The following is a 21,192-nucleotide window of genomic DNA, read 5'->3' as shown; positions in this document are numbered from 1 at the left end:
GGCCTGGCTGTACCCGAGGCCGTCCCGGCCGGCCTGTCGTGCGACTGTCGGTATCGCTGATCCATGGTCAGGAGGGCTCACCTGGCGGGCGCAGCTCGACCTAGGGCGCAGCGGCGGGTCCAGCCGGTCCGGCGGAGCGGAGGGACCGGGCGGACGTCGCGTGCTCGCCGGGGTGCCGTTGGTAGCTCGACCTCACGAGTTGTCAGTGCGGGGGAAGACGTACTCGTCCAGGATGAGACCGAGGGCTACGGCGACGGGCACCGCGACCAGGGCGCCGACCAGCCCCAGGAGCGCTCCTCCAAGCAGGACTGCCACCACCGTCACGATCGGGTGCACGTCCACCGCGAGCTTCATGGCCCTGGGCGTGATCAGGTAGTCCTCCATGAGCCGGAAGGCCACGTAGAAACCGGCCGTGGCGAGCGCGACCGGCAGCGAGACCGACAGGGCGACCAGGCTGACGACGACGCCACCGATCGTCGAGCCGACCATGGGGACCAGGTCCATCAGCGCGACGAAGACACCGAGCGCCCCCGCGTAGGGCACTCCGGTGGCCGCGCACCAGGCGAGGGTGGCCAGGCCCGCGAGGGCCGAGGTCACCACGTTGCCCAGCATGTAGCGGCCCGTCCGGTCGAGGATCTCCTCCGTGATCTCCTCGACGCTCCGGCGTCGGCTGCGCGGAACGAAGCGGTAGCAGAACGCCTTGATGGCCGGCAGCGCCGCCATGACGTAGAGCGTGACGCTTGCGACGACCACCGTGGCGGTCACGGTGCTCAGCAGCAGTCGGCCCGCGCCGAGAGCACCGTCGAAAAGGCCCGAGGCCGAACCGCCGCCCGAAGCGAGGCTCTGTTTCGCCCGCTCGACCAGGTGATAGCGGTCCTCGACCCTGCCCAGGGTCGACTGGTGGTCGTGCAGTTGCTGCAGCCAGGCCGGCACGGCGTCGGCCAAGGCGTGTGCCTCCGCAGTAATCGCGGGGAACACGACGGCCACGAGACCGGCCAGCAGCAGGGCGAGTGAGGCCACCACCGCCGTCACCGCCCAGCCGCGGGGCAGTCCGCGCCGCTCCAGCCCCGCCACCACCGGCTCCAGGCTGACCGCGATGAACACGGCGAGCAGCAGCAGGGTGAGCAGCGAGGCGAGTTGGAGGACGGCGTCCACCAACTGCCATGCCAGCAGCGCTCCTACGCTGAGTGCGAAGCCCGCCCGGAACCACGACGTGCCCTGAGGCAACCGCCGGTGCACGGCCGAAAGCCGCGTCCGCGGCCCGCCGGCTCGTCTGGCCGGCGACAGGTCGCCGGCGGTGTTCGCTGCATGCTCCTCGGGCTCCACCGTTGCCCTCGCTTCCTCATTCGGGGAGCGACCGTGACCGCCATCGGCCGCCGTCGGCCGTCTGCCCCGCAACTGCCGACGGAAGCACAGCCACCCCCGGCCGACCGTCCCTCCCGCGGCTCGGGCACCGTCCCAGACCCGACGACGACGCGGAACGAGCCGACATGCTCATCTCCCGGCCACGACGGTGCGCGGTGCGGTCACCGACCAGGTCGGTGCGACGGGTGGTGGACGGCCTCTGCTTCGTCGCCCGGCCGCTACGGGCTCATCCGGGCCGGCCGAACACAGTTCCTCGTAGGCGGCGCCGGCGCGGGCGTCGGTCGGCGGCTACCAGCTCGGCACGTGGTTGGTGCCGCTGAGGGCGGCGGCGTAGGTGCCGGAGGGCGAGCCGGGCGCGCTCGCGCCGGAACGCCGGCGGGCGCTGGAGGAGATCGACCCGTGGTGGTGCCCCACCTGGCCGATCACCTGGCAGCGCGCCTACGCCGCCGCCCGGACCTGGTGGTTGGAGTGCGACGGCGAGGTCGACTGGGCGCACCTACCCGAGTCGACCGTGTTCGAGGGCGAGAACCTCGGCCGGTGGGTGGTCGCCCAGCGGGCCGGGCAGCACCCGAACCTGGCGGAGGAGCAGCAGGAGCTGCTGGCGGCGATCGGAATCGAGGCCGAGCCGGAGCTGGTGGCCGCGAAGGCGGTCGCGGACGAGCGGAAGGCGGCGGCGCGGCCGCGGGTCTCCCAAGCCGACCGGTCCGCCCAGCGCGTAGCCGCGCTCGCGCAGTTAGCCGCCCGGGAAGGCCACATCCGGGTACCCCGCCCCCACAAAGAACACCTCACGCTCTCCGGCGGCGGGACCAAGTCGACGTCGGGCTGGGTGCGTGGCTCACGAACACCAAGAGCCGGCGGGACAAGCTGACCCCGGATCAACTCGCCGCCCTCGCCGAACACGGCATCCAGTGGGCGTGAGCCGGCTGCCGGGTCGATAGGCTCCGGGACGCCCTGAGAAAGCGGCGGGCAGTGGTCTCCCGGTCGAGCGGCACGGGGCCGCTGGTGCGTCAGGAGCGGAAGGTCTCGGCGGTGTGGCGCGGCAGCGTCCCGGTCAGGGTGGCGGGCAGCATGTGCTCGGCGTCGTCGCCGTTGCGGTGCGGCACGAGGGGGAAGGGTTCCGAACCGCCGCTCCCCCGGCGGTGCCCGGGGACGGCGACAGCGCGCGGCGGCTCCCCCTCCGGGAGGGGGAGCCGCCGCGCCTCGGGGGTGGTTCGGTCAGGCGTGGTGGTGCCTGTCGCCGGTAACCAGGCGGTAGCCGATCAACAGGATGATCGAGCCGGCGATGGCGGCGACCCAGGTGGACAGGTCGAAGAACCCGTCGATGGAGTCGACGCCGAAGACCACCTTGCCCAGCCAGCCGCCGAGCAGACCGCCCGCGATGCCGATGAGCATGGTGACGATGATGCCGCCGGGGTCGCGGCCCGGCATCAGGGCCTTGGCGATGGAGCCCGCGATCAGGCCGATCAGTATCCAGGCGATGATTCCCATGTGCTTCTCCTGTCTCGGCGGGACGATCGGTGCTGGAGGTCGTCTTCTCCTCGGCCGGATTTCCAAACCCCGGGTTTCCGACGAGTCGTCAGGAGTCGTGCGGCCGGAGGATGAGCCGGCCGCGGCAGCGGTGGGGCAGACCGGTGCCGCCCCACGAGCGGGTCGGCGCGGGCCCGGGCCGCCAGGCCCGGGTGGCGGGGCACTCCCCCAGAGTGGCGGCGGGGCACTCCCCCCAGAGTGGCGGCGGGGCACTCCCGCCGTGTGGTGGCGGGGCGTCAGGCGCCCGGGGTGTCGAACTCCGCCCAGACGGTCTTGCCCGCGCCGTGGGCCTGGGCGCCCCAGCGGCTGACGGCCTGCTGGACGATGAAGAGGCCGTGGCCGCCGGGGAGGGCGGGGTTGCGGGGGCTGCGCGGGACGGGGAGGTCGGTGCAGGTGTCGCTGACCTCGATCCGCAGGCGGTCGGGGGACGCGTCGAGGATCAGGTCGACCGGGCCGTCGGCGTGGAGTTTGGCGTTGCCGACGAGCTCCGCGACCACCAGGACGATGTCCTGCCGGTCGCGCGGGGTGGGCCAGCTCCAGTCGGCCAGGGCCGTCTCGGTGAATGCCCTGGCGCGGGCGACGGGCTTGGCGAGGGCCGCCATGTGGAGTCGGCGGCGCTGACCGCCGGGGGGCAGGACGGGCCCGGCGGTGACCGGGTCGGTGCCAAGGGTGTCCCGGCTCGTCTCCATGGGCGGGGCCCCCTTCCGTTCGGCGCTGTCTTCGGCGGTCGGATTCCCGGCCGCGGGCGACTTCATGCGCCGGGTCGGGATCGTGCGTGCGGGTGGTCGGCATGTCGGGCGGTGTCGGCCGCGGGTCCGCCGGGTGGGGCTGCGCCCTGGTCGGCGCCCCCGTCGGTGTCCGCGGTCAGCGGTCGTCGGCGAGTGCCGCGTCGACCGAGGGGTGGACGGCGAACACGGAGTCGGCGCCGGTCAGCTCCAGCAGCCTCGACACTGCGGACGAGGGCGCCGCGAGCCGTAGCCGGATGTCGGCGGCGACCGCGGCCATCCGGGCCTTCAGCAGCAGGTTGAGGCCCGAGGAGTCGCAGAATCCCACCGCGCCCAGGTCCACCACAAGCGTGGACGGGTGCCCGGCGATCGTCTCGTCGAGGGCCGGCCGGGCCCGGCCGAGTGTCTCGATGTCCAGGTCGCCTTCGAATGCCAGGACCACGGCCCGTCCCCTGGCGGGCCGCAGCCGGACGGTCAGGCCGGTGGCGGCACCGTCGCCCATGGTGGGCACGGAGTCGTTCTGGGTCGGCATCCTCAACCCCCTCCACTCGTGTTGCCTTCGACCTTACGCACGCTCGCACCGTCGGCCAAGATCCGGGTGACGCACCGTCGGCCCGGCCCCGGGTGGCGGGCCGTCGCCACACCGGGGGTTGCCCTGCCCTCATTCCTCGGCGAGACCCTCGCGAAGGCGCTTGAGCGCGCGGGACAGGAGTCGCGAGACGTGCATCTGCGAGACGCCGAGACGCTCGCCGATCTGGGACTGGGTGAGGTCCTGGGTGAAGCGCATGGACAGGACCAGCCGGTCCCGCTCGGGCAGCGCGGCGACCAGGGGCTTGAGCGCCACCAGGTTCTCGACCAGGTCGAGGCGGACGTCGTCGGCGCCGATCCGGTGCGCGGGCAGCGCAGGGCTGTCCTCGTCGCTGGGGGTGTCGAGCGAGCCGGCGGTGTAGCCGTTGGCGGCGGTGAGTCCCTCGATGACCTCCTCCTGCGGGATGCCGAGGTGCTCCGCGAGTTCGGCGACGGTGGGCGCGCGGTCCAGTCGCTGGGAGAGGGCGTCCTGGGCCTTGGTGAGGCTGAGCCGCAGTTCCTGGAGGCGGCGCGGGACGTGCACGGCCCAGGTGTGGTCGCGGAAGTGCCGGCGTATCTCGCCCAGGATGGTCGGCAGCGCGTAGGTCGTGAACTCCAGGCCGCGCTCCGGCTCGAAGCGGTCGATGGCCTTGATCAGGCCGATCGAGCCGACCTGGAGCAGGTCGTCCGTCGACTCGCGGTGCGAGCCGAAGCGGCGTATCGCGAACCGGACCAGGGAGAGGTTGAGCTCGACCAGGGTCGAGCGCACGTAGGAGTACTCGCGGGTGCCTTCTTCGAGCGTCGCGAGTCGGGCCAGGAGGACCTTGGTGAGTTCGCGGGCGTCGGCCGGCGCGACCCGCCGCGGATCCTCGGTGCCGGCGAGCTCGGGCAGCGGCGGCGGGGCCGTGGGTGCGTCCACGGGTGCGGCGGGCACCGCCGACGGTGCGTCAGCCGACCCCGGCCGGGAAGGGGTCGTCCGCTCACCAAGGAGTTCGTCAGTGGTCACGGCCATGTTGTTCCCTTCCCTCGGCACTACGGTCCGTACCCCCGCTACCCGCTGCGGCCGGACCCATGCCACCTCGAATCGTGAAGGAATCGTGTGTTCTTGACGGCGGTTCAGTCTCCGGTGTCCCCGCGGCCGGTGGGGATGCTGCCGGTGGAGATGCTGATGCCGACCAGGCAGGTGTCGTCGTCGGTGTCGGCGGCGCTGTAGCGCAGCAGGTGGTCGAGGTGGGCCTCGATGTCGGCGGCGCCGTCCCCGCGGGCGCCGCGGGACTGCTCGCTGAGGGCGAGCAGGCCGGACAGCGAAGCCTGGAGGGACTCGTCACGGCGTTCGATCAGGCCGTCGGTGTACATCACCAGGACGTCGTCGGGCCGCAGGTCGATCTGCTCCTCCTCGTAGTCGGCCTGGTCCAGGGCCCCGAGCAGGATGCCGCCGGGCTGGGGCAGCGTGCACGCCCGGCCGTCGCGCAGCAGCACGGGCGGCAGGTGGCCGGCCCGGGCCCAGCGCAGGCGGCGGGTGCCGGGGTCGTAGAGCCCGCAGATCGCGGTCGCGGTGACGCTGTCGGTGAGGTGGTGGGTGACGCTGTTGAGCCAGGTGAGCAGTTGGCCCGGCCCGGCCCCGGTGGCAGCCAGGCCGCGCAGCGCGTTGCGCAGGGCGACCATGCCGGTGGCGGCCTCGATGCCGTGCCCGGCGACGTCGCCGACGCACAGCAGCACCTGGCCGGACGGCAGCGCGAAGGCGTCGTACCAGTCGCCGCCGACCAGGTGGTCCTTCTCGGCGGGCCGGTAGCGGACCGCGGTGCGCAGGTCGTGCAGGACGAACGGGCCGCGGGCGGGCGGCATGATGGCGTGCTGGAGTTGGAGGGCGAGGCGGCTGCGCTCGGCGGCCTGCTGTTCGGTGTGGGCCAGTTGGTCGCGGGTGGCGGCGAGAGCGACCTCGGTCCAGTGCTGGGCGGAGATGTCCTGGTAGGCGCCGCGCAGCGCGATGAGCCCGGCGGCCGGGTCGCGGACGGGTTCGGCCACCACCCGGATGTGCCGGGTCACCCCGTCGGGCCGCAGCAGCCGGAACGCGGTGGAGGCGGGTCGCTGGTGGTGGAGCAGGGTGCGCAGGAACCGGCTGATGGCGTGCCGGTCGTCGGGGTGGGCGTGGTCGGCGAGTTGGTCGAGCGGGATCGTCCGGGCGGTGGGCGGCAGGCCGTGCAGTTCGTACAGCGTCTCGCTCCAGACGACCTCGCGGGAGTGGATGTTCTCCTCGAAGCCGCCGATCCGGCCGAGCCGCTGGGCGTGGTGCAGCAGGCGCGCCACCCGCGGGGTGCCGTCGTCGAGGCGCCAGATGACGAGGATGCGGGTGCCGTGCCGGCTGATGCTGACCTGGGCCGACGTCTCCAGGGGCACACCGTCGACCGTGGCGGCCAGCCGCATCGCCGGGGTGCGGAAGGGCTCGCCGGTGGCGAAGACGTGCTCGATCTTCTCGGCGAGGCCGCCCGGTTCGGCGGCCAGCGGGTAGGTGTCCAGCAGGCGGGCGCCGAGGACGGCGCTGGTGGGGCGGCCCGCGAAGTCGACGAAGGCGGGGTTGACGTGCCGGACGGTGAAGCCGAGCCGGGGCTCCTCGCCGGCCGGCGTGACCTCCAGCACGAGGCAGGCGTCGAGGACGCCGTCGGTCAGGTGGCGCAGCTCGTCCAGCTCCGGTTCGCCGCCGCCGGCCGTGCCGTGTTCGGACCAGGTTTCCAGGGTGGCGGCGCAGAGTTGGGCCAGCACCTCGAACTGGCGTTGGAGCGGCTGGGGTTGCTCGGGCAGCGCGTGGGTCCAGCAGATCTCCAGGACGCCGACCAGGCGTCCGCCGATCCCGGCGGGCACGGCGATCCGGCCGCCTTCGAACTGGTGCTGACCGATGGACGGGAGGCTGGCCTGGGCGAGTGACGGGTAGGCGACCGGGCCGCGTTCGGCGAGCGCCCGCCGGGCCGGGGTGGGCACGCCGGGCGGTACGTGCCGCCAGCGGTGGGCCTCGGCTTCGTCGAAGCCGGCGCTGCCCTCCAGGGACAGCGACTGGTCGGGGTGGGCCGCCCAGATCGCGACGGCCTCGGCCCCGAGCGGGCGGAGCGCGTGTTCGAGCATCGAGCGGGCCGCGGCCGCGGTGTCCCCGGCCGCCAGGGCTCGGGCCTCGGTGCGGCGCAGGCGCAGTGCGACCGGTTCGGCGGGGCCGGCGGACGTGGTGACGAATTCGCGGGCGATGGCGGTGATCCGGTCGCCGGCGGCCTGGTTGACGAGGTCGGCGGCGATCTCCAGCACCGGCAGGTCGGCCTGGTCGGCGAGCATGGCGAGGTGCGCGGCGGCCTCGGTGGGCCCGCAGTGCAGGCGCTCGACGAGGACGCCCGCGGCCATCTCGACGAGTGAGCGGCCGGCGGCGTCGGCGTCGCTGCGGGCGAGTTCGGCGCGCAACCGCTCGACCGTCGCCGCCAGCCGCTCGAGGCTCTCGGCCGGGGACGGCGACCCGCCGTCCCCGGGCCGGGCCGCGGGGACCGCGGGCGCGGTGGCGGGGCCGCCCGGGATCGGGGCGGACGACTCCTGCACGAAACGCTCCTGACGGCTCATCAGTTCTGGCCGCCGTCGGCCGCGGCGGCCAGCTGGGCGGTGATCCGACGGACCAGTTCGCCGGCGTCGACGGGCTTGGTGATGTAGTCGCTGGCTCCCGACGCGAGGCTCTTCTCGCGGTCGCCGATCATGGCCTTGGCGGTCACGGCGATGATCGGCAGGGTGGCGTGCTCGGGCATTGCCCGGATCGCGGCGGTGGCGGTGTAGCCGTCCATCTCGGGCATCATCACGTCCATCAGGATCACGTCGATGCCGGCGTGCTCCTTGAGCACCTCGAGCGCGGCGCGGCCGTTCTCGGCCTGCAGGACGCGCATGCCGTGGAGTTCGAGGATGCCGGTGATGGCGTACAGGTTGCGGTCGTCGTCGTCGACGACCAGCACGGTGCGGCCGGTCAGGGAGGGGTCGACGGCGGCCTGGCCCGCGGCCTCGGTGTGGCGCAGCAGCGGCAGGACGTCGCCGGCGCCGTCGGCGCTCATGTGCAGGGCGATGCGCTCGCGCAGTTCGTCGAGGCTGGAGAGCACCTCGACCGTCCGGGCCCGGCCGCTGTCGTGCCGGGCGAGTTCGTCGTCGGCGCCCAGGCCGCGGCTGCGGTGGGCGAGGACGGGCAGGGTGTGCAGCGCCGGGTCGCCCTCGATCTGCTGGAGCAGGACACGGGCGGCGGCGTCGGGCAGGTCGAGGTCGAGGACCACGCAGTGGCAAAAGACGGTGGCCAGGGTGGCGGCGGCCTCCTCCGCCCCGACCGCGGTGATCATCTCGACCTCGCGCTCGGCCCGCGAGAGGTCGCCGAGGGCGTTCTCGGTGACCAGGCTCAGCAGGCCGTTCGACCGGGCCTCCACCACCAGGACCCGCCGCAGGTGCCCTGGCGGGCGGACGTCGCCGCTCGGCGGGACCGCGGCGGCACCGACCGCGGCCCGGCCCGACGGCTGGTCGGCCTCGGCCGGGCCGGGCCAGCTGACCGGCACGTACAGGGTGAACGTGCTGCCGGAGCCGACCGTGCTCTGGACGGTGATCGCCCCGCCGAGCAGGTAGGCGATCTCGCGGCTGATCGAGAGCCCGAGGCCGGTTCCGCCGTACTTGCGGCTGGTCGTGCCGTCCGCCTGCTGGAACGCGCCGAACACGGTCTCCAGGTGCTGCGGGGCGATGCCGATCCCGGTGTCGGTGACCCGGAAGGCCAGCACTGCGTCCTCCCTGCGGACGCCGTCGGGCAGTTCGGACTCGACGGCGGCCTCGACCCGCAGCTCGATCCGGCCCTGCTCGGTGAACTTGACCGCGTTGGACAGCAGGTTGCGCAGCACCTGGCGCAGCCGGTAGTCGTCGGTGTGGATCTCGCCCGGGACGCCGTCGCCGGTGCGCACGGCGAAGGCGAGGTTCTTCTGGCCGGTCATCGGGCGGAAGGTGGCCTCGACGTACTCGAGCAGGGCGGGCAGCGCGACTGCGGCGACGGTGACGTCGACCTTCCCCGCCTCGACCTTGGACAGGTCGAGGATGTCGTTGATCAGCTGGAGCAGGTCGGAGCCCGCCGAGTGGATGATCCCGGCGTACTCCACCTGCTTGGCGGTCAGGTTCCGGGTCGGGTTCTGGGCGAGCAGCTGGGAGAGGATCAGCAGGCTGTTGAGCGGGGTGCGCAGTTCGTGGCTCATGTTGGCCAGGAACTCGGACTTGTACTTCGAGGCGAGCGACAGCTGGTGGGCGCGGTCCTCGAGCTCCTGGCGGGCCTGCTCGATCTCCAGGTTCTTGGCCTCGATGTCGCTCTTCTGCGCGGCCAGCAGCTCGGCCTTCTCCTCGAGCTCAGCGTTGGATGCCTGCAACTCCTCCTGACGGGACTGCAGTTCCTGCGAGCGGACCTGGAGTTCGGCGGTCAGGCGCTGGGACTCGCCGAGCAGCTCGTCGGTCCGGGCGTTCGCGATGATGGTGCTGACGTTGACGCCGATGGTCTCCATCAGCTGTTCCAGGAAGGCCCGGTGGACCTGGGTGAACGGCTGGACGGAGGCCAGCTCGATGACGCCCAGGACCTGGCCCTCGACCAGGATCGGCAGCACGATCAGCGACAGCGTCTCGCTGCGGCCGAGGCCCGAGGAGACGGCCAGGTAGTCGGCCGGCAGCCGGTCGACGGTGATGGCGCGCCGGCTGCGGGCCGACTGCCCGACGAACGACTCGCCGAGCCGGAAGCTGGGCCGGGAGCCGGCCGGGAGGGCGTAGGAGCCGACGAGCTGGAGGACGGTGCCCTCCGCGGTCTCCTCGGCGAGGTAGAAGGCGCCGCACTGGGCGCTGACCAGCGGCGTCAGCTCGTCCATGACCGACTCGGCCACCATCGCCAGGTCGCGCCGGCCCTGGAGGAGGGCGGCGATCCGGGCCAGGTTGGTCTTCAGCCAGTCCTGGTCCTCGTTGGCCCGGGTGGTCTCGCGCAGGGACTCCACCATGAAGTTGATGTTGTCCTTGAGGTCAGCGACCTCGCCGGAGGCGTCGACCGTGATCGAGCGGGTCAGGTCGCCGGCGGCGACCGCGCTGGTCACCTCGGCGATCGCCCGGACCTGGCGGGTGAGGTTGCCGGCCAGCTCGTTGACGTTCTCGGTCAGGCGCTTCCAGGTGCCGGAGACGCCCTCGACCTCGGCCTGGCCGCCGAGCCGCCCCTCGCTGCCGACCTCGCGGGCCACCCGGGTGACCTCGGCGACGAACGCGGAGAGCTGGTCGACCATCGTGTTGATGGTGGTCTTGAGCTCCAGGATCTCGCCGCGTGCGTCGACGTCGATCTTGCGGGTCAGGTCGCCGTTGGCGACCGCGGTGGTCACCTGGGCGATGTTGCGCACCTGGCTGGTCAGGTTGTGCGCCATGAAGTTGACGCTGTCGGTGAGGTCCTTCCAGGTCCCGGCGACGTTGGCGACCCTGGCCTGGCCGCCGAGCATGCCCTCGGTGCCGACCTCGCGGGCCACCCGGGTCACCTCGTCGGCGAACGCCGAGAGGGTGTCGACCATCGTGTTGATCACCCCGGCGAGCGCGGCGACCTCGCCCTTGGCCTCGACGGTGATCTTCTGCGACAGGTCGCCCCTGGCGACCGCGGTGGCCACCTGCGCGATCGAGCGGACCTGGCCGGTCAGGTTGGAGGCCATCACGTTGACGTTGTCGGTGAGGTCCTTCCACGTCCCCGAGACCCCGCGGACGGTGGCCTGTCCCCCGAGGTTGCCCTCGGTGCCGACCTCGCGGGCCACCCGGGTCACCTCGCCCGCGAACGACGACAGCTGGTCGACCATCGTGTTGACGGTGTTCTTCAGCTCCAGGATCTCGCCCCGCGCGTCCACGGTGATCTTCTGCGACAGGTCGCCCTTCGCCACCGCCGTCGCCACCTGCGCGATCGAGCGGACCTGGCCGGTGAGGTTCCCCGCCATGAAGTTGACGGAGTCGGTCAGGTCGCGCCAGGTGCCCGAGACGTCGCGGACGTCCGCCTGGCCGCCGAGCCGGCCCTCGGTGCCGACCTCGCGGGCCACCCGGGTCACCTCGCCCGCGAACGACGACAGCTGGTCGACCATCGTGTTGACGGTGTTCTTCAGCTCCAGGATCTCGCCCCGCGCGTCCACGGTGATCTTCTGCGACAGGTCGCCCTTCGCCACCGCCGTCGCCACCTGCGCGATGTCGCGGACCTGGGTGGTGAGGTTCCCCGCCATGGCGTTGACGGAGTCGGTCAGGTCCTCCCAGGTGCCCGACACCCCGGGCACCCGGGCCTGGCCGCCGAGCCGGCCCTCGGTGCCGACCTCCCGCGCCACCCGGGTCACCTCGGAGGTGAAGCGCGACAACTGGTCGACCATCCCGTTGAAGACGCCCGCGATCTCGCCGAGCAGGCCGTCCGCGTCGCGCGGCAGCCGCGTCCCGAAGTCGCCGTCCCGCACGGCCGTGAGCCCCGCGAGCAGCAGCCTCAGCTCGGGCTCACCGACCTGCGCGGGCACGGAGCCGGCAGCGCCGTTCTCCACACGCCTGGACATTGCCGAGCCAGCCATCGGAACGTCGCCTCCCTAGGAGCCCAGCCCGACCCGACCGCACCGACGGCCGAAGAACAGGCACGTACAGCCCGGGAGGCTACCCCAAGCCCGGCCCCCGCCGCGAAGCCCGGAACCCTTCCACGGTGGTCCGTGACGTGTGATCAGCCCGGCCCCGAACAGGCCCACTGCCCGGCACGTGCGTGGTCGCAGGTGTCGGCGGCGCTGCCGATCGAGGGCACTACGCCGGGTCGGGTCAGGCCGGCGCGGGTGGCGGTCTCGTCGCTGCGCGACAGGTGTCGGTGCGCCTGCTCGCCGAGTTCGGCGACCGGCGACCGGCGACCACCGCGAGGGTCGACACCAGGTTGTCGTAGAGGGACAAACCTCCGCCCTGACTGGGGGCATCGGCCGGGCGGCACCACGACCCGGCAGTCCCGGGGCCGCATGCCAGGCGCTTGCCCGAGCGCCTGGCTGAAGCGCGTCCAGGCCGGGAGGAAGAAGCCGGTGATGTCGGTGAGGCGTCCGTCCTCGTGGTGGCGGGCGGTGCTGATGCCGGTCGAGGCGCTCTCGCCCTGTGCGTCGAGTCGGGCCCAGTGGGCGAGCGAGCGGTCGTGGTGCTCCAGCACCTCGTCGATGCGGAACCGGTGGCCGGGGAAGGCACCGGTGGAACCGGCCATGTAGGCGGCGCGTTCGGTCAGGTCGGCGACCTCGGTGCCGGGGTCGCGGTAGGCGACGTCGTCCACCGCGACCGCTCCCGGCGCGGCAAGTCGGCGGGCGGGGTCGGCCGACCAGCAGGCGGCGTAGTCGTGCCAGAGCCGCCGGGTGTCACTCATGGTCGTCCTGCTTTCGTGAGGTACTCAAGGAGCCGATCGACGCCATCGCGCCGACGGTGACGCTGTGCAGCGTGGTGCGGGGCAGGCCGGCCCGGACGAGCACCAGCAGTCCCTGGTGGAGCGCGAGCAGACGGGCGGCCGTGGTCCCGACGTCGAGGTCCGCGGGCGTGTCGCCCACGGGGACGTCGTCGGCGTCGAACGGCATCTCGTGGATGCCCCGCGGGGGCGAAGACGGTGGAGGCGAGGCCGCCGGCCAGGGTGACGGTGGTGAGAGCGCCCGGACGTGGTCGGGCTGGTGCCAGCGGGTGAGGGCGGTGAAGGCGGGCTGGTAGAAGGTCGCGGCCATCGCCGTGCCCGCGAGCAGCCAGGCCGCGAAGAACACGGGCAGGCTCGGGGCGGCCGCAACACCGGCGAGCGCGACCACGCCGAGCACGGAGCCCGTGGTCATCAGGGTGCGGGGGCCGCGCCGGTCGATGATCCGGCCGACGGGATCCCCGCCAGAGCCGACAGGAGCAGGGCGGCGGTGAACGCAGCGGTCGCCCGCGCGGTGCTCCAGCCGGTGTCGGCAGTGATCCGCGGGGAGAGGACGGGGAAGGCGTAGTAGAGGATGCCCCAGCCGGTGATCTGGGGAATGCACAGGGCGCGCAGTACGGCGCGGGGCCGCGACCGTGTTCCGGTCGCGGCCCCGCTGAGGTGAGTGGCGGTCACGGGCCCGGTCAGCAGCCGCCGCTGGTGGAGCAGGAGGATTCGGTGGCGGGGTCGCCGAGGGTGATTAGCTGAGGTGCGGCCGGCACCGAGCAGCAGCCACCGCCCTCGCCGGTCTGGGCCGCGGCGGGCTCGTCGAACAGGCCGGCGCCGCCGCAGACTCCGGTCTCGGGGAGGGTGAGTTCGACGCGGGCGGCGGCCTCCAGGTCGCCGGCGAGCTGGGCCGCGACGGAGCGGACCTGCTCGTAGCCGGTCATCGCGAGGAACGTCGGCGCCCGGCCGTAGGACTTCATGCCGACCAGGAACACGCCCTCCTCGGGGTGGGCCAGTTCGGCGGCGCCGTGCGGGTAGACGGTGCCGCAGGAGTGCTGGTTGGGGTCGATCAGCGGCGCGAGTGCGACAGGAGCCTGGAGCCGCTCGTCGAGGCCGAGCCGGACCTCGGACAGGAACGACAGGTCCGGGCGCAGGCCGGTCAGGACGACGATCTCGTCCACCGGCTCGCTGCCCCGGCCGTCCTCGGCGACCAGGACGACCTGGTCGCCCTCGGGCTGGACGGCGGCGGTGCGGAACCCGGTGAGCGCACTCGCGTGGCCGTCCTCGACGGCCTTCTTCGCGCGCAGACCGAGCGCGCCGCGGGCGGGCAGCTGGTCGGCCTCGCCGCCTCCGTAGGTGGAGCCGTTGATGCTGCGCCGCAGCACCCAGACCGCGTGGGTGCCGGGCTCGTCCTTCGCCAGGTCGGCGAGGTAGGCGAGGGCGGTGAAGGCGGAGGCGCCGGTGCCGACCACGGCGGTCCGCTTGCCCGCGTACCGGGCGCGGACGGCGGGGTCCTTGAGGTCGGGCACCCGGTAGGAGATCCGCGCGCCGTGGCGGCGCTCGCCGATCGCGGGGAGGCCGTCCGAGCCGAGCGGGTTCGGGGTGGACCAGGTGCTGGAGGCGTCGATCACCGCCCGGGCGGTGATCCGCTCCTCGCGGCCGTCCGCGTACTCGGCGTGGACGGTGAACGGCTGCTCCTCGCGGGAGGAGTCGACGATGCGGTCCCGCCCGGCGCGGGCCACGCCGGTGACGCGGGCGCTGTAGCGCACCTTGTCGCCGAGGACGTCGGCGAGCGGCTGCAGGTAGAACTCCGCCCAGTCGCCGCCGGACGGATACTCCGCGCCGTCCGGGCGGACCCAGCCGGTCGGGGCGAGCAGCTTCTCGGCGGCCGGGTCGACGACCTCGGCCCAGGGCGAGAACAGCCTGAGGTGGGCCCAGTCGCGTACCGCCGTCGCGGCGCTCGGTCCGGCCTCCAGGACCAGCGGCTCGATGCCCTGCTCGATCAGGTGGGCGGCGGCCGCGAGGCCGACGGGTCCGGCGCCGACCACGACGACCGGCAGGGTGGTGGTGTTCACGCTCATGGCATGTGCTCCGTGGTGTGGGTCGCGCTCGAAGGAGGTCGGGACGGGGTGATTCGCTGCTCGGACGCGGGTCAGCAGAAGCCGGAGCCCGCGGCCTGCGCCTCGGTCTCGGCGGCGGGCCCGCAGCAGGACCCGGCGTCGGACGCGTCCTCGACGGTGCCGCAGCACGGTGCCTGCTGCGCGCTCTCCTTCGCGGGGGCTGCGGTGCAACAGGTGGCGGCGGGCTGCGTGTCCTGCTCGGCCTGGACTGCGGGGGTGTCGGGGGTGCTCACTGGCCTTCTCCTCGTGAGGGTGTGCCGGGCGGCAGCCGTCCGGGATGCACCTGGACCACCTGCTTCGACGTCTGTCAATACAGGAGAGCTTGCCGCGCGCATCGACGTCTGTCAACATAGACGCATGTCGAATCTGAAGTTGCGGGAGCTGCCGGTCATCGAGCCCGAGGTCGTTCCCTGCTGCCCGCCGGTCACCTCGGCCGCGCTGTCGGAGGAGGACTCGGTCAAGATGGCGGCCATGTTCAAGGCCCTCGCCGATCCGGTGCGGCTGCGGCTCTTCTCCCGCGTCGCCTCGCACGAGGGCGGCGAGGCGTGCGTGTGCGACATCCAGGACGTCGGCGTCTCCCAGCCCACCGTCTCCCACCACCTCAAGAAGCTCCGCGAGGCCGGGCTGCTGGCCTCGGAGCGGCGCGGCACCTGGGTCTATTACCGGGTCGAGCCGGGCGTACTCGCCGCGATGGCCGGCCTGCTGGCCACCGCCCGCTGACACCCCGCACCCCAATGTCCCCGGAGGCTGTCCGCATGCCCGTGCCCGCGGTGACCATCGCGCCGATGTCGGAGGGCCACGCCGATCAGGTGCTGGCGATCTACCAGGCCGGGATCGACGGCGGCGACGCCACGTTCGAGACCACCGCGCCGACGTGGGAGGCGTTCGACACGGGCCGGCTGGCCGGGCACCGCTTCGTCGCGCTGGACGGGCCCGGCGCGGTGGCGGGTTGGGTCGCCGCGAGCCGGGTCTCCGACCGGTGCGCGTACGCCGGCGTGGTCGAGCACTCCGTCTACGTCCATCCGGCGGCCCGGGGCCGGGCGTGGCCGGGCGGCTGCTGGAGGCGCTGATCGCCTCGACGGAGGCGGCCGGGATCTGGACGATCCAGTCCGGGATCTTCCCGGAGAACACCGCCAGCCTCGCCCTCCACGAACGGGCCGGCTTCCGCGTCATCGGCACCCGCGAGCGCATCGGCCGCCGCCACGGGGTGTGGCGCGACGTTGTCCTGCTCGAACGCCGCAGCCCGCTCGTGGACTGACCGCGCTCCGGTCAGCTCCCGCTGTCGAGCGTGAGCTGGCGATGGTGGAAGTCGAAGTGCCGGGTCGGGTAGCGGTAGATGTCCGCAAGGGTCATGTAGTCCAGGAAGAACGGATCCCACCGCACCGGGTAGTGCATGCCGCGGGCGAGATCAGCCTCCGACTCGCGGTCCAGCCGGTGGTGCAGGGCGATGATGGCGCGGTCGAACTGCGCGCCCATCCGCCGGGGACCGACGACCTTCACGGCCCCGACGGGGCCGGCGTAGTTGACGAGGTCGAACGGCACGGTCGTCGCATCCAGCAGCCGCGCGAACGCCTTGCCCACGCCGCGCGGAAGCCGCCCGAAGGCCCGCACCAGGACCAGCAGCGCCCGGGTGACCAGGTAGCCGAACAGCATGTGCCACAGCAGCTGCCCGTTCGTCCACCGTGTGCCGCGCGTGCGTCGGGCAAGGTCGTCCGCACTGGCCGCCTCCAGCAGCCGGTGAAACTCCGAGCGCGCCCGCTCCAACTCCTCGTGGACCGTCTGCCGCTCCATCGGAACCACGTTGGCCATGGGCGCCGGTCCTCTCGGGTCACTGTCCTGCCAGGGCTCGATGATGCCCGTCCCGGAGGGTTGTCATTCGGCCGCCGCAGGGGTGGTCATCGGGTGGCGATGATGCGGCAGATGTCGCCCTCGGTGCAGGTGGCGGGGTCGGTGGCGCACGCGCTGCGGACCAGGTCCTGGAGCATCGCTCGGGTCGCCGTCAGTTCCGCTGGGCGGCGTTCGACCTCCACGAGGCGTTCCTTGAGCAGGGCCGTGACGTGCTCGCAGGGGGCCTGGCCGCCGTCGCGGACGACGAGGATCCTCACCCGAGCGGACGCCGAGCGCCTCGGCGCGGCCATCTTCGGGCAACTACTGACCACCGGCACCGAACCGCCGGAGTGAGCCCGATGCCCGCGCCGCCCAGGACCCCGCCCCGCGACCCGAGCGGCATACCGGGCCTGCTCGTGGCGGCGGCGTCCGGCGCACTGGCGGCGTGGCTCGCCAGCCCGTGGGCGATCGCCGGTGCCGCGCTGACCGCCGTCGGCGCCGTGTCGTGGTGGCAACGACGGCACCGCCGAAGGGTGTGCCGCCCGCAGGACCGCAGTGCGGCGCGGCACGCTCCTCCCGGCCACTGACAGACCACCGAGGAAGACTGTCACCATGCAGATCCGGATCGAGGCCTTCGACCTTCCCGGCCGCACCTGCGCGGGCGGCCCCGACTTCCCCGGCTACACGAACATCCACGTTGCGGTGCAGCGCCGCGATCGCCGCGAGGAACTGTTCGACCCGCAGCCCGGCGACGCCACCTCGGCAATCTGGACGCTCGACTGCACCGCCCGCGCCACCGCATCCGGCATCGACCTCAACGGCCCCTACATTCAGGGCCGCCCCGGCCAGCGGTTCATCTACCTCTCCTGGGGCACCGTCGACGACAGGGGCGTCTTCATGATGTTCCGCCGCGCCAAGCTCATGCTCGACGCCGTCGACCCGGACGTCCTGACCGCCGCCGCACGATCCGGACGGCTGGCCGCCCGCCTCGGCCTGACCGACGCCAAGGGACATCCGCTGTGCGCGGCTGTCCGTCCGCCCTCCATCGAATGGGCCGCCCGCGCGGGTAGCTGACCCGATCAGGCCCCCGGGCGGTCACGGGAACAGCGGACTGCCGTTCACTGCCAGCGTCTTGAGCTTGGCGAGGGACTGGGCCTGCAGGCTCGGGCCGAGGGGCGCGTAGTGGAGGTCGGGAGCGCGGTCCTGGCCGGCGGTCAACACCCAGCTGAGGTAGTTGACGAGCGCGGCCGCCTTGGCCGGGTCCTTCTGGTCCTTGCGGACGAGGGCGTAGGTGGTGCCGGTGATCGGGTAGGCGTCGGTGTCCGGCCCGTCGGTGAACGAGGTCCGCAGGTCCGCGGGCAGCGGCTGGAGAGAGGCGCCGAGGGTGATGGTGGCGGGGCAGGGCTGGATGGAGCGGCCGTGGCTGTTGCGGACGGCGATCAGCGCCGGGTCGTTCCAGCGGGCGATCCGGCCGGTGAAGATCCCGCTGAGCACGGGCCCGTCGAACGTCAGCCCGGCCTCAATCCCGTTCACGTGGTCGGGGGGGACGACCGCGCCGAGGGTGGCGACGCCGGGCAGCGGGGCGGGGGCGTTGCGGTAGCCCGGGTGGTCCGTGAAGGCCGGTCGCAGATCTGCTGCCCGAAGCCGACTCTTGACGTCGTCTCGGTTCTTCCCGGCTCGGGGGGTAAGCCGGGCCGGTGCAGGAGGCCGCGGTGAGGGCGGTGCGGGCGGTGCGTGGTGCGGGCCATGGGGCGACTCCTCCGCAGGGGTACGGTGCCGATTTGCACCGCTTTATGCCAGGGAGGCTAGGAACGGCCGGTGTACTCGCCACTCGCCAGGGGTGTGCATTGAACGAGCAGTGAACGCCACCGCCCGGTTCATGGATGTCTGTCTAATCAGCTGTCGCGAGAGCGGCAGCGATCTCGGCGATGGCGGTGCGTGCGGTGCGGCCGACGCCGACCAGGGTCGCGGAGGCGGGGCCGGTCCAGTCGCCGTAGCCGAGCAGGTGCACCCGGCGGTCGGCGCTCGCGCGGGTGCCGTCGGTGGGGATCCGGCCGTCCGGCCGCGCAGGCCGAGGCCCGCGAGCGGCGCGAGGGCGGGCCGGAAGCCGGTGCACCAGATCACCGCGTCCGCCGGCCAGACGGTGCCGTCGGCCCAGACCGGGCCTGCGGCGGTGAGGTGGTCGAACATCGGGTGTGCGGCAAGCATCCCGGCGTCGCGGGCCACGCGCACGGGTGCGGTGGCGACGATGTCGCCGAGGTCCGAGATCCGCGGACCGTCGTCCTGGAAGCGGTGGGTGGCGATCTCGAACAGCACGCGGCCGTCGATCTCGTCGGGCAGGAAGCGGGCCGGCCGGCGCGTTGTCCAGCGAACGGTGGCGGCGTGGCGGGTGAGGTCGGCGGCGATCTGCGCGCCGGAGTTGCCTCCGCCCACGACCACCACGCGCCGTCCGGCGAAGGCGTCCCGGCCGGGCACGGCGGGGATGAACGGGCGTGACCAGGTGCCGGTCGCCATGATCAGCGCGCGGGTGTGCCAGGTGCCGTCGTCGGTGCCGACCAGTAGCCCGCCGCCGTCGGTGTTCTCCACGGCCTGGACCTGGACGGGACGGTGGATGGGCAGGTCGTAGCGTTTCTCGTACTCCGCCAGGTACCGGGCGACGTGCTCGGCGTCCGGATAGTCCTCCCCCGCCTGGGCCGGCATCGGGCGGCCGGGCAGGGAGGAGTAGGCCGCCGGGGAGAACAGGTGGAGGCTGTCCCAGTAGTGCTGCCAGGCGCCACCTGGGGCCGGGGAGGCGTCGAGGATCGCGAAGTCGAGTCCGGCGCGCCGCAGGTAGTAGCCGGCAGCGAGGCCGGCCTGGCCCGCGCCGACGACCAGGACCTGGACGCGCCGGACCGCAGTCACTTCGACCCGGCCGGGCGGCGGTGGGTGAAGATCAGCGCGACCAGGGCCAGGCCCACGACGCCGCCGATCAGCTGCATGCCGATGAATCCCGGAACCGAGGACGGGGCGATTCCGGCGAAGGTGTCGGTGAACGCGCGGCCGATCGTCACCGCCGGGTTGGCGAACGAGGTGGAGGAGGTGAACCAGTACGCGGCACCGATGTAGGAGGCGACCGCGACCGGCGCGAACCTGATCAGGTCGCTCTTGGCGAGGTCGAAGATCAGCAGCACCAGGCCGACGGTGGCGACGACCTCGCCGAGCAGCAGGTGCCCGGCGGAGCGGTCGTGGGTGGACCAGGCCACGAAATCCTTGCCGAACATGACGTCCGCGAGGATCGCGCCCGCGATGGCGCCGGCGATCTGCGCGGGGATGTACGCGGCGACCTCGCGCGGGCCGAGGCCCCCCGGGTCCTTGCGGCCGGTCCACCACTCGGCGAGGGTGACGACGGGGTTGAAGTGCGCGCCGGAGACCGGGCCGAGGAGCAGGATCAGCACGCCGAGGCCGAAGACGGTGGCCAGGGAGTTGGCGAGCAGCTGCAGGCCGACGTCCCGCGTCAGTTCGGTGGCCTGGATGCCGGAGCCGACCACCACCGCGACCAGCGCGGCGGTGCCGACCAGTTCGGCCGCGAGCCGGTTCAGCAGGGGGACCGCCGGCGGGTCGGCGGCCAGCGGCTCGGCCTCGACGGCGTCGGCTCTCGCCTCGTCTATGGCGCTCACGGGTTCTCCTCGTGCGGGGCGGGACAGGCCGCCGGGTGGGGGCTTCGGTGACGGTCAGCAGGACCGCTTGCGGCCCGCGACTTCGCGGGCCGCGGCGGCCAGGGCCGCGAGGTCTCCGGCCAGGGCGTCCAGAGCCTCCGGCTTGAGCGAGTAGTAGGTGAAGCGCCCGCACGGCTCGGTGTCCACGAGCCCCGCGTCCTTCAGGACCTTGAGGTGGTTCGACAGGTTGGTCTGTCTCGCACCGGTCTCCGCCACCAGATGGGTCGTGCACAGCGCCTCGCGGGCGAGGAGCCGCACGATCTGCATCCGCAGCGGGTCGGCCAAGGCCTTGAACACATCACTATCGACTGACGTCACCATGGGCTGATACGTTACCGGTGTCGGGCCCGCTTGGCGAGCCCCGTAATCCCGCCTGCCACCGGGCCGCACCTGCGCGTCTTCGCAGAGCCGCACCGCCCCGCCATCGAAGGACACCCGCATGACCGCGCCGCTCGCCTCCGTCCTGTTCGTCTGCGTCCACAACGCCGGCCGCTCCCAGATGGCCGCGGGCTTCCTCAGCCACCTCGCGGGCGACCGCGTCGAGGTCCGCTCCGCCGGCTCCGCCCCCGGCCACGAGGTCAACCCCGCCGCCGTCGCCGCCATGGCCGAGGCCGGCATCGACATCTCCGACCAGAAGCCGAAGATCCTCACCGCCGACGCCGTCCAGTCCTCCGACTACGTCATCACCATGGGCTGCGGCGACGCCTGCCCCTACTTCCCCGGCAAGACCTACCTCGACTGGACCCTCGAGGACCCGGCCGGCCAGGGCGTCGAAGCTGTCCGCCCGATCCGCGACGAGATCAAGGCCCGCATCGAGGGCCTCATCGCCGAGATCGACGCCAAGGCCGCCGCCGGTCAGGATTCCTAATGCCGTTGTCAACTAGCTGCTGGGACGGGCGCACTGCGCTCGTAGGGTCGCCCGTCCCGCAGCAAGGCCCAAAGGACGTTGACCC

20 protein-coding genes and 3 pseudogenes are annotated in these 21,192 nt (G+C 73.0%); 5 read left to right on the top strand and 18 right to left on the bottom strand.

Annotated elements, in window-relative coordinates; all coding sequences use genetic code 11:
• Positions 1-192: 192 nt before the first annotated feature.
• Positions 193-1,155, bottom strand: coding sequence for an AI-2E family transporter (locus ACWD4U_RS32890; RefSeq protein ID WP_363461197.1), 963 nt, complete (start codon positions 1,153-1,155; stop codon positions 193-195).
• 544 nt (positions 1,156-1,699) lie between these two features.
• On the opposite strand from ACWD4U_RS32890, the gene ACWD4U_RS32885 reads away from it, so the two are divergent.
• Positions 1,700-2,233 (top strand): helicase associated domain-containing protein, encoded by a 534-nt coding sequence (locus ACWD4U_RS32885; RefSeq protein ID WP_363461195.1) that lies wholly within the window; start codon positions 1,700-1,702, stop codon positions 2,231-2,233.
• 347 nt (positions 2,234-2,580) lie between these two features.
• Here ACWD4U_RS32885 and ACWD4U_RS32880 read toward each other — a convergent pair whose 3' ends face one another.
• The 11 genes and pseudogenes from ACWD4U_RS32880 to ACWD4U_RS32830 form a co-directional block, all read right to left on the bottom strand.
• On the bottom strand, positions 2,581-2,853 hold the full coding sequence (locus ACWD4U_RS32880; protein WP_363461193.1) for a GlsB/YeaQ/YmgE family stress response membrane protein: 273 nt from the start codon (positions 2,851-2,853) through the stop codon (positions 2,581-2,583).
• 275 nt (positions 2,854-3,128) lie between these two features.
• Positions 3,129-3,581 (bottom strand): ATP-binding protein, encoded by a 453-nt coding sequence (locus tag ACWD4U_RS32875; RefSeq protein ID WP_363461191.1) that lies wholly within the window; start codon positions 3,579-3,581, stop codon positions 3,129-3,131.
• A 175-nt stretch (positions 3,582-3,756) separates the two neighbouring features.
• Complete coding sequence (locus ACWD4U_RS32870; RefSeq protein ID WP_363461189.1) at positions 3,757-4,149, bottom strand: STAS domain-containing protein; 393 nt, start codon at positions 4,147-4,149, stop codon at positions 3,757-3,759.
• A 129-nt stretch (positions 4,150-4,278) separates the two neighbouring features.
• Positions 4,279-5,196 (bottom strand): SigB/SigF/SigG family RNA polymerase sigma factor, encoded by a 918-nt coding sequence (locus ACWD4U_RS32865; RefSeq protein WP_449787386.1) that lies wholly within the window; start codon positions 5,194-5,196, stop codon positions 4,279-4,281.
• A gap of 104 nt (positions 5,197-5,300) precedes the next feature.
• Positions 5,301-7,778 carry a SpoIIE family protein phosphatase gene (locus ACWD4U_RS32860; protein ID WP_449787385.1) on the bottom strand — a complete coding sequence of 826 codons (2,478 nt, stop codon included), beginning with the start codon at positions 7,776-7,778 and terminating at the stop codon, positions 5,301-5,303.
• The gene (locus ACWD4U_RS32855) at positions 7,778-11,752 is read right to left on the bottom strand and encodes a HAMP domain-containing protein (RefSeq protein WP_363461214.1); all 3,975 of its coding nucleotides are present in this window, start codon (positions 11,750-11,752) and stop codon (positions 7,778-7,780) included. Before ACWD4U_RS32855 ends, ACWD4U_RS32860 begins: the two co-directional genes overlap by 1 nt.
• A gap of 158 nt (positions 11,753-11,910) precedes the next feature.
• On the bottom strand, positions 11,911-12,579 hold the full coding sequence (locus ACWD4U_RS32850) for a nuclear transport factor 2 family protein (protein ID WP_363461183.1): 669 nt from the start codon (positions 12,577-12,579) through the stop codon (positions 11,911-11,913).
• Positions 12,572-12,784, bottom strand: a complete 213-nt coding sequence (locus tag ACWD4U_RS32845) for a hypothetical protein (protein ID WP_449787384.1) — start codon at positions 12,782-12,784, stop codon at positions 12,572-12,574. The genes ACWD4U_RS32850 and ACWD4U_RS32845 overlap by 8 nt, the downstream gene beginning before the upstream one ends.
• 16 nt (positions 12,785-12,800) lie before the next feature.
• Positions 12,801-13,299, bottom strand: a pseudogene (locus ACWD4U_RS32840) (MFS transporter); the annotation flags it as partial.
• A complete protein-coding gene (locus ACWD4U_RS32835; RefSeq protein ID WP_363461181.1) occupies positions 13,296-14,678 on the bottom strand; it encodes an NAD(P)-binding domain-containing protein in 1,383 nt (460 codons plus the stop codon). The pseudogene ACWD4U_RS32840 and the gene ACWD4U_RS32835, both read right to left, overlap by 4 nt.
• Before the next feature lie 71 nt (positions 14,679-14,749).
• Positions 14,750-14,950 (bottom strand): hypothetical protein, encoded by a 201-nt coding sequence (locus ACWD4U_RS32830; RefSeq protein ID WP_363461179.1) that lies wholly within the window; start codon positions 14,948-14,950, stop codon positions 14,750-14,752.
• A gap of 124 nt (positions 14,951-15,074) precedes the next feature.
• Between ACWD4U_RS32830 and ACWD4U_RS32825 the strand changes: the two genes are divergently transcribed.
• Positions 15,075-15,437 carry a metalloregulator ArsR/SmtB family transcription factor gene (locus ACWD4U_RS32825; protein WP_363461177.1) on the top strand — a complete coding sequence of 121 codons (363 nt, stop codon included), beginning with the start codon at positions 15,075-15,077 and terminating at the stop codon, positions 15,435-15,437.
• Between the two features lie 65 nt (positions 15,438-15,502).
• Positions 15,503-15,975: pseudogene (locus tag ACWD4U_RS32820) on the top strand (N-acetyltransferase family protein).
• Positions 15,976-15,986: 11 nt separating this feature from the next.
• On the opposite strand, the gene ACWD4U_RS32815 reads toward ACWD4U_RS32820, so the two are convergent.
• A complete protein-coding gene (locus tag ACWD4U_RS32815; protein WP_363461175.1) occupies positions 15,987-16,508 on the bottom strand; it encodes a DinB family protein in 522 nt (173 codons plus the stop codon).
• Between the two features lie 104 nt (positions 16,509-16,612).
• Positions 16,613-16,822 carry a MerR family DNA-binding protein gene (locus ACWD4U_RS32810; protein WP_363461173.1) on the bottom strand — a complete coding sequence of 70 codons (210 nt, stop codon included), beginning with the start codon at positions 16,820-16,822 and terminating at the stop codon, positions 16,613-16,615.
• A gap of 334 nt (positions 16,823-17,156) precedes the next feature.
• Between ACWD4U_RS32810 and ACWD4U_RS32805 the strand changes: the two genes are divergently transcribed.
• Complete coding sequence (locus ACWD4U_RS32805) at positions 17,157-17,618, top strand: DUF5990 family protein (RefSeq protein WP_363461171.1); 462 nt, start codon at positions 17,157-17,159, stop codon at positions 17,616-17,618.
• A 21-nt stretch (positions 17,619-17,639) separates the two neighbouring features.
• Here ACWD4U_RS32805 and ACWD4U_RS32800 read toward each other — a convergent pair whose 3' ends face one another.
• The 4 genes and pseudogenes from ACWD4U_RS32800 to ACWD4U_RS32785 form a co-directional block, all read right to left on the bottom strand.
• A complete protein-coding gene (locus ACWD4U_RS32800; protein WP_363461169.1) occupies positions 17,640-18,077 on the bottom strand; it encodes a type 2 periplasmic-binding domain-containing protein in 438 nt (145 codons plus the stop codon).
• Positions 18,078-18,435: 358 nt separating this feature from the next.
• Positions 18,436-19,445: pseudogene (locus ACWD4U_RS32795) on the bottom strand (ArsO family NAD(P)H-dependent flavin-containing monooxygenase).
• Positions 19,442-20,200, bottom strand: a complete 759-nt coding sequence (locus ACWD4U_RS32790; RefSeq protein WP_449787383.1) for an aquaporin — start codon at positions 20,198-20,200, stop codon at positions 19,442-19,444. The pseudogene ACWD4U_RS32795 and the gene ACWD4U_RS32790 overlap by 4 nt, the downstream one beginning before the upstream one ends.
• 54 nt (positions 20,201-20,254) lie before the next feature.
• Positions 20,255-20,560, bottom strand: a complete 306-nt coding sequence (locus tag ACWD4U_RS32785; protein WP_363461167.1) for an ArsR/SmtB family transcription factor — start codon at positions 20,558-20,560, stop codon at positions 20,255-20,257.
• 118 nt (positions 20,561-20,678) lie between these two features.
• Here ACWD4U_RS32785 and ACWD4U_RS32780 point away from each other — a divergent pair, with 118 nt between their 5' ends.
• On the top strand, positions 20,679-21,107 hold the full coding sequence (locus tag ACWD4U_RS32780; RefSeq protein ID WP_363461165.1) for an arsenate reductase ArsC: 429 nt from the start codon (positions 20,679-20,681) through the stop codon (positions 21,105-21,107).
• Positions 21,108-21,192 lie beyond the last annotated feature (85 nt).

It is taken from the genome of Kitasatospora sp. NPDC002522, assembly GCF_053595195.1.
This window is presented reverse-complemented; position numbering and strand designations above follow the sequence as displayed.

Bases quoted from the DNA above. Each gene is read 5' to 3' on its own strand.
- ACWD4U_RS32855 (WP_363461214.1), bottom strand. From the start codon at position 11,752: ATGTCCAGGCGTGTGGAGAACGGCGCTGCCGGCTCCGTGCCCGCGCAG.
- ACWD4U_RS32865 (WP_449787386.1), bottom strand. From the start codon at position 5,196: ATGGCCGTGACCACTGACGAACTCCTTGGTGAGCGGACGACCCCTTCC.
- ACWD4U_RS32845 (WP_449787384.1), bottom strand. From the start codon at position 12,784: ATGCCGTTCGACGCCGACGACGTCCCCGTGGGCGACACGCCCGCGGAC.
- ACWD4U_RS32825 (WP_363461177.1), top strand. From the start codon at position 15,075: ATGTCGAATCTGAAGTTGCGGGAGCTGCCGGTCATCGAGCCCGAGGTC.
- ACWD4U_RS32815 (WP_363461175.1), bottom strand. From the start codon at position 16,508: ATGGAGCGGCAGACGGTCCACGAGGAGTTGGAGCGGGCGCGCTCGGAG.
- ACWD4U_RS32870 (WP_363461189.1), bottom strand. From the start codon at position 4,149: ATGCCGACCCAGAACGACTCCGTGCCCACCATGGGCGACGGTGCCGCC.
- ACWD4U_RS32805 (WP_363461171.1), top strand. From the start codon at position 17,157: ATGCAGATCCGGATCGAGGCCTTCGACCTTCCCGGCCGCACCTGCGCG.
- ACWD4U_RS32860 (WP_449787385.1), bottom strand. From the start codon at position 7,778: ATGAGCCGTCAGGAGCGTTTCGTGCAGGAGTCGTCCGCCCCGATCCCG.
- ACWD4U_RS32835 (WP_363461181.1), bottom strand. From the start codon at position 14,678: ATGAGCGTGAACACCACCACCCTGCCGGTCGTCGTGGTCGGCGCCGGA.
- ACWD4U_RS32785 (WP_363461167.1), bottom strand. From the start codon at position 20,560: ATGGTGACGTCAGTCGATAGTGATGTGTTCAAGGCCTTGGCCGACCCG.
- ACWD4U_RS32780 (WP_363461165.1), top strand. From the start codon at position 20,679: ATGACCGCGCCGCTCGCCTCCGTCCTGTTCGTCTGCGTCCACAACGCC.
- ACWD4U_RS32875 (WP_363461191.1), bottom strand. From the start codon at position 3,581: ATGGAGACGAGCCGGGACACCCTTGGCACCGACCCGGTCACCGCCGGG.
- ACWD4U_RS32850 (WP_363461183.1), bottom strand. From the start codon at position 12,579: ATGAGTGACACCCGGCGGCTCTGGCACGACTACGCCGCCTGCTGGTCG.
- ACWD4U_RS32880 (WP_363461193.1), bottom strand. From the start codon at position 2,853: ATGGGAATCATCGCCTGGATACTGATCGGCCTGATCGCGGGCTCCATC.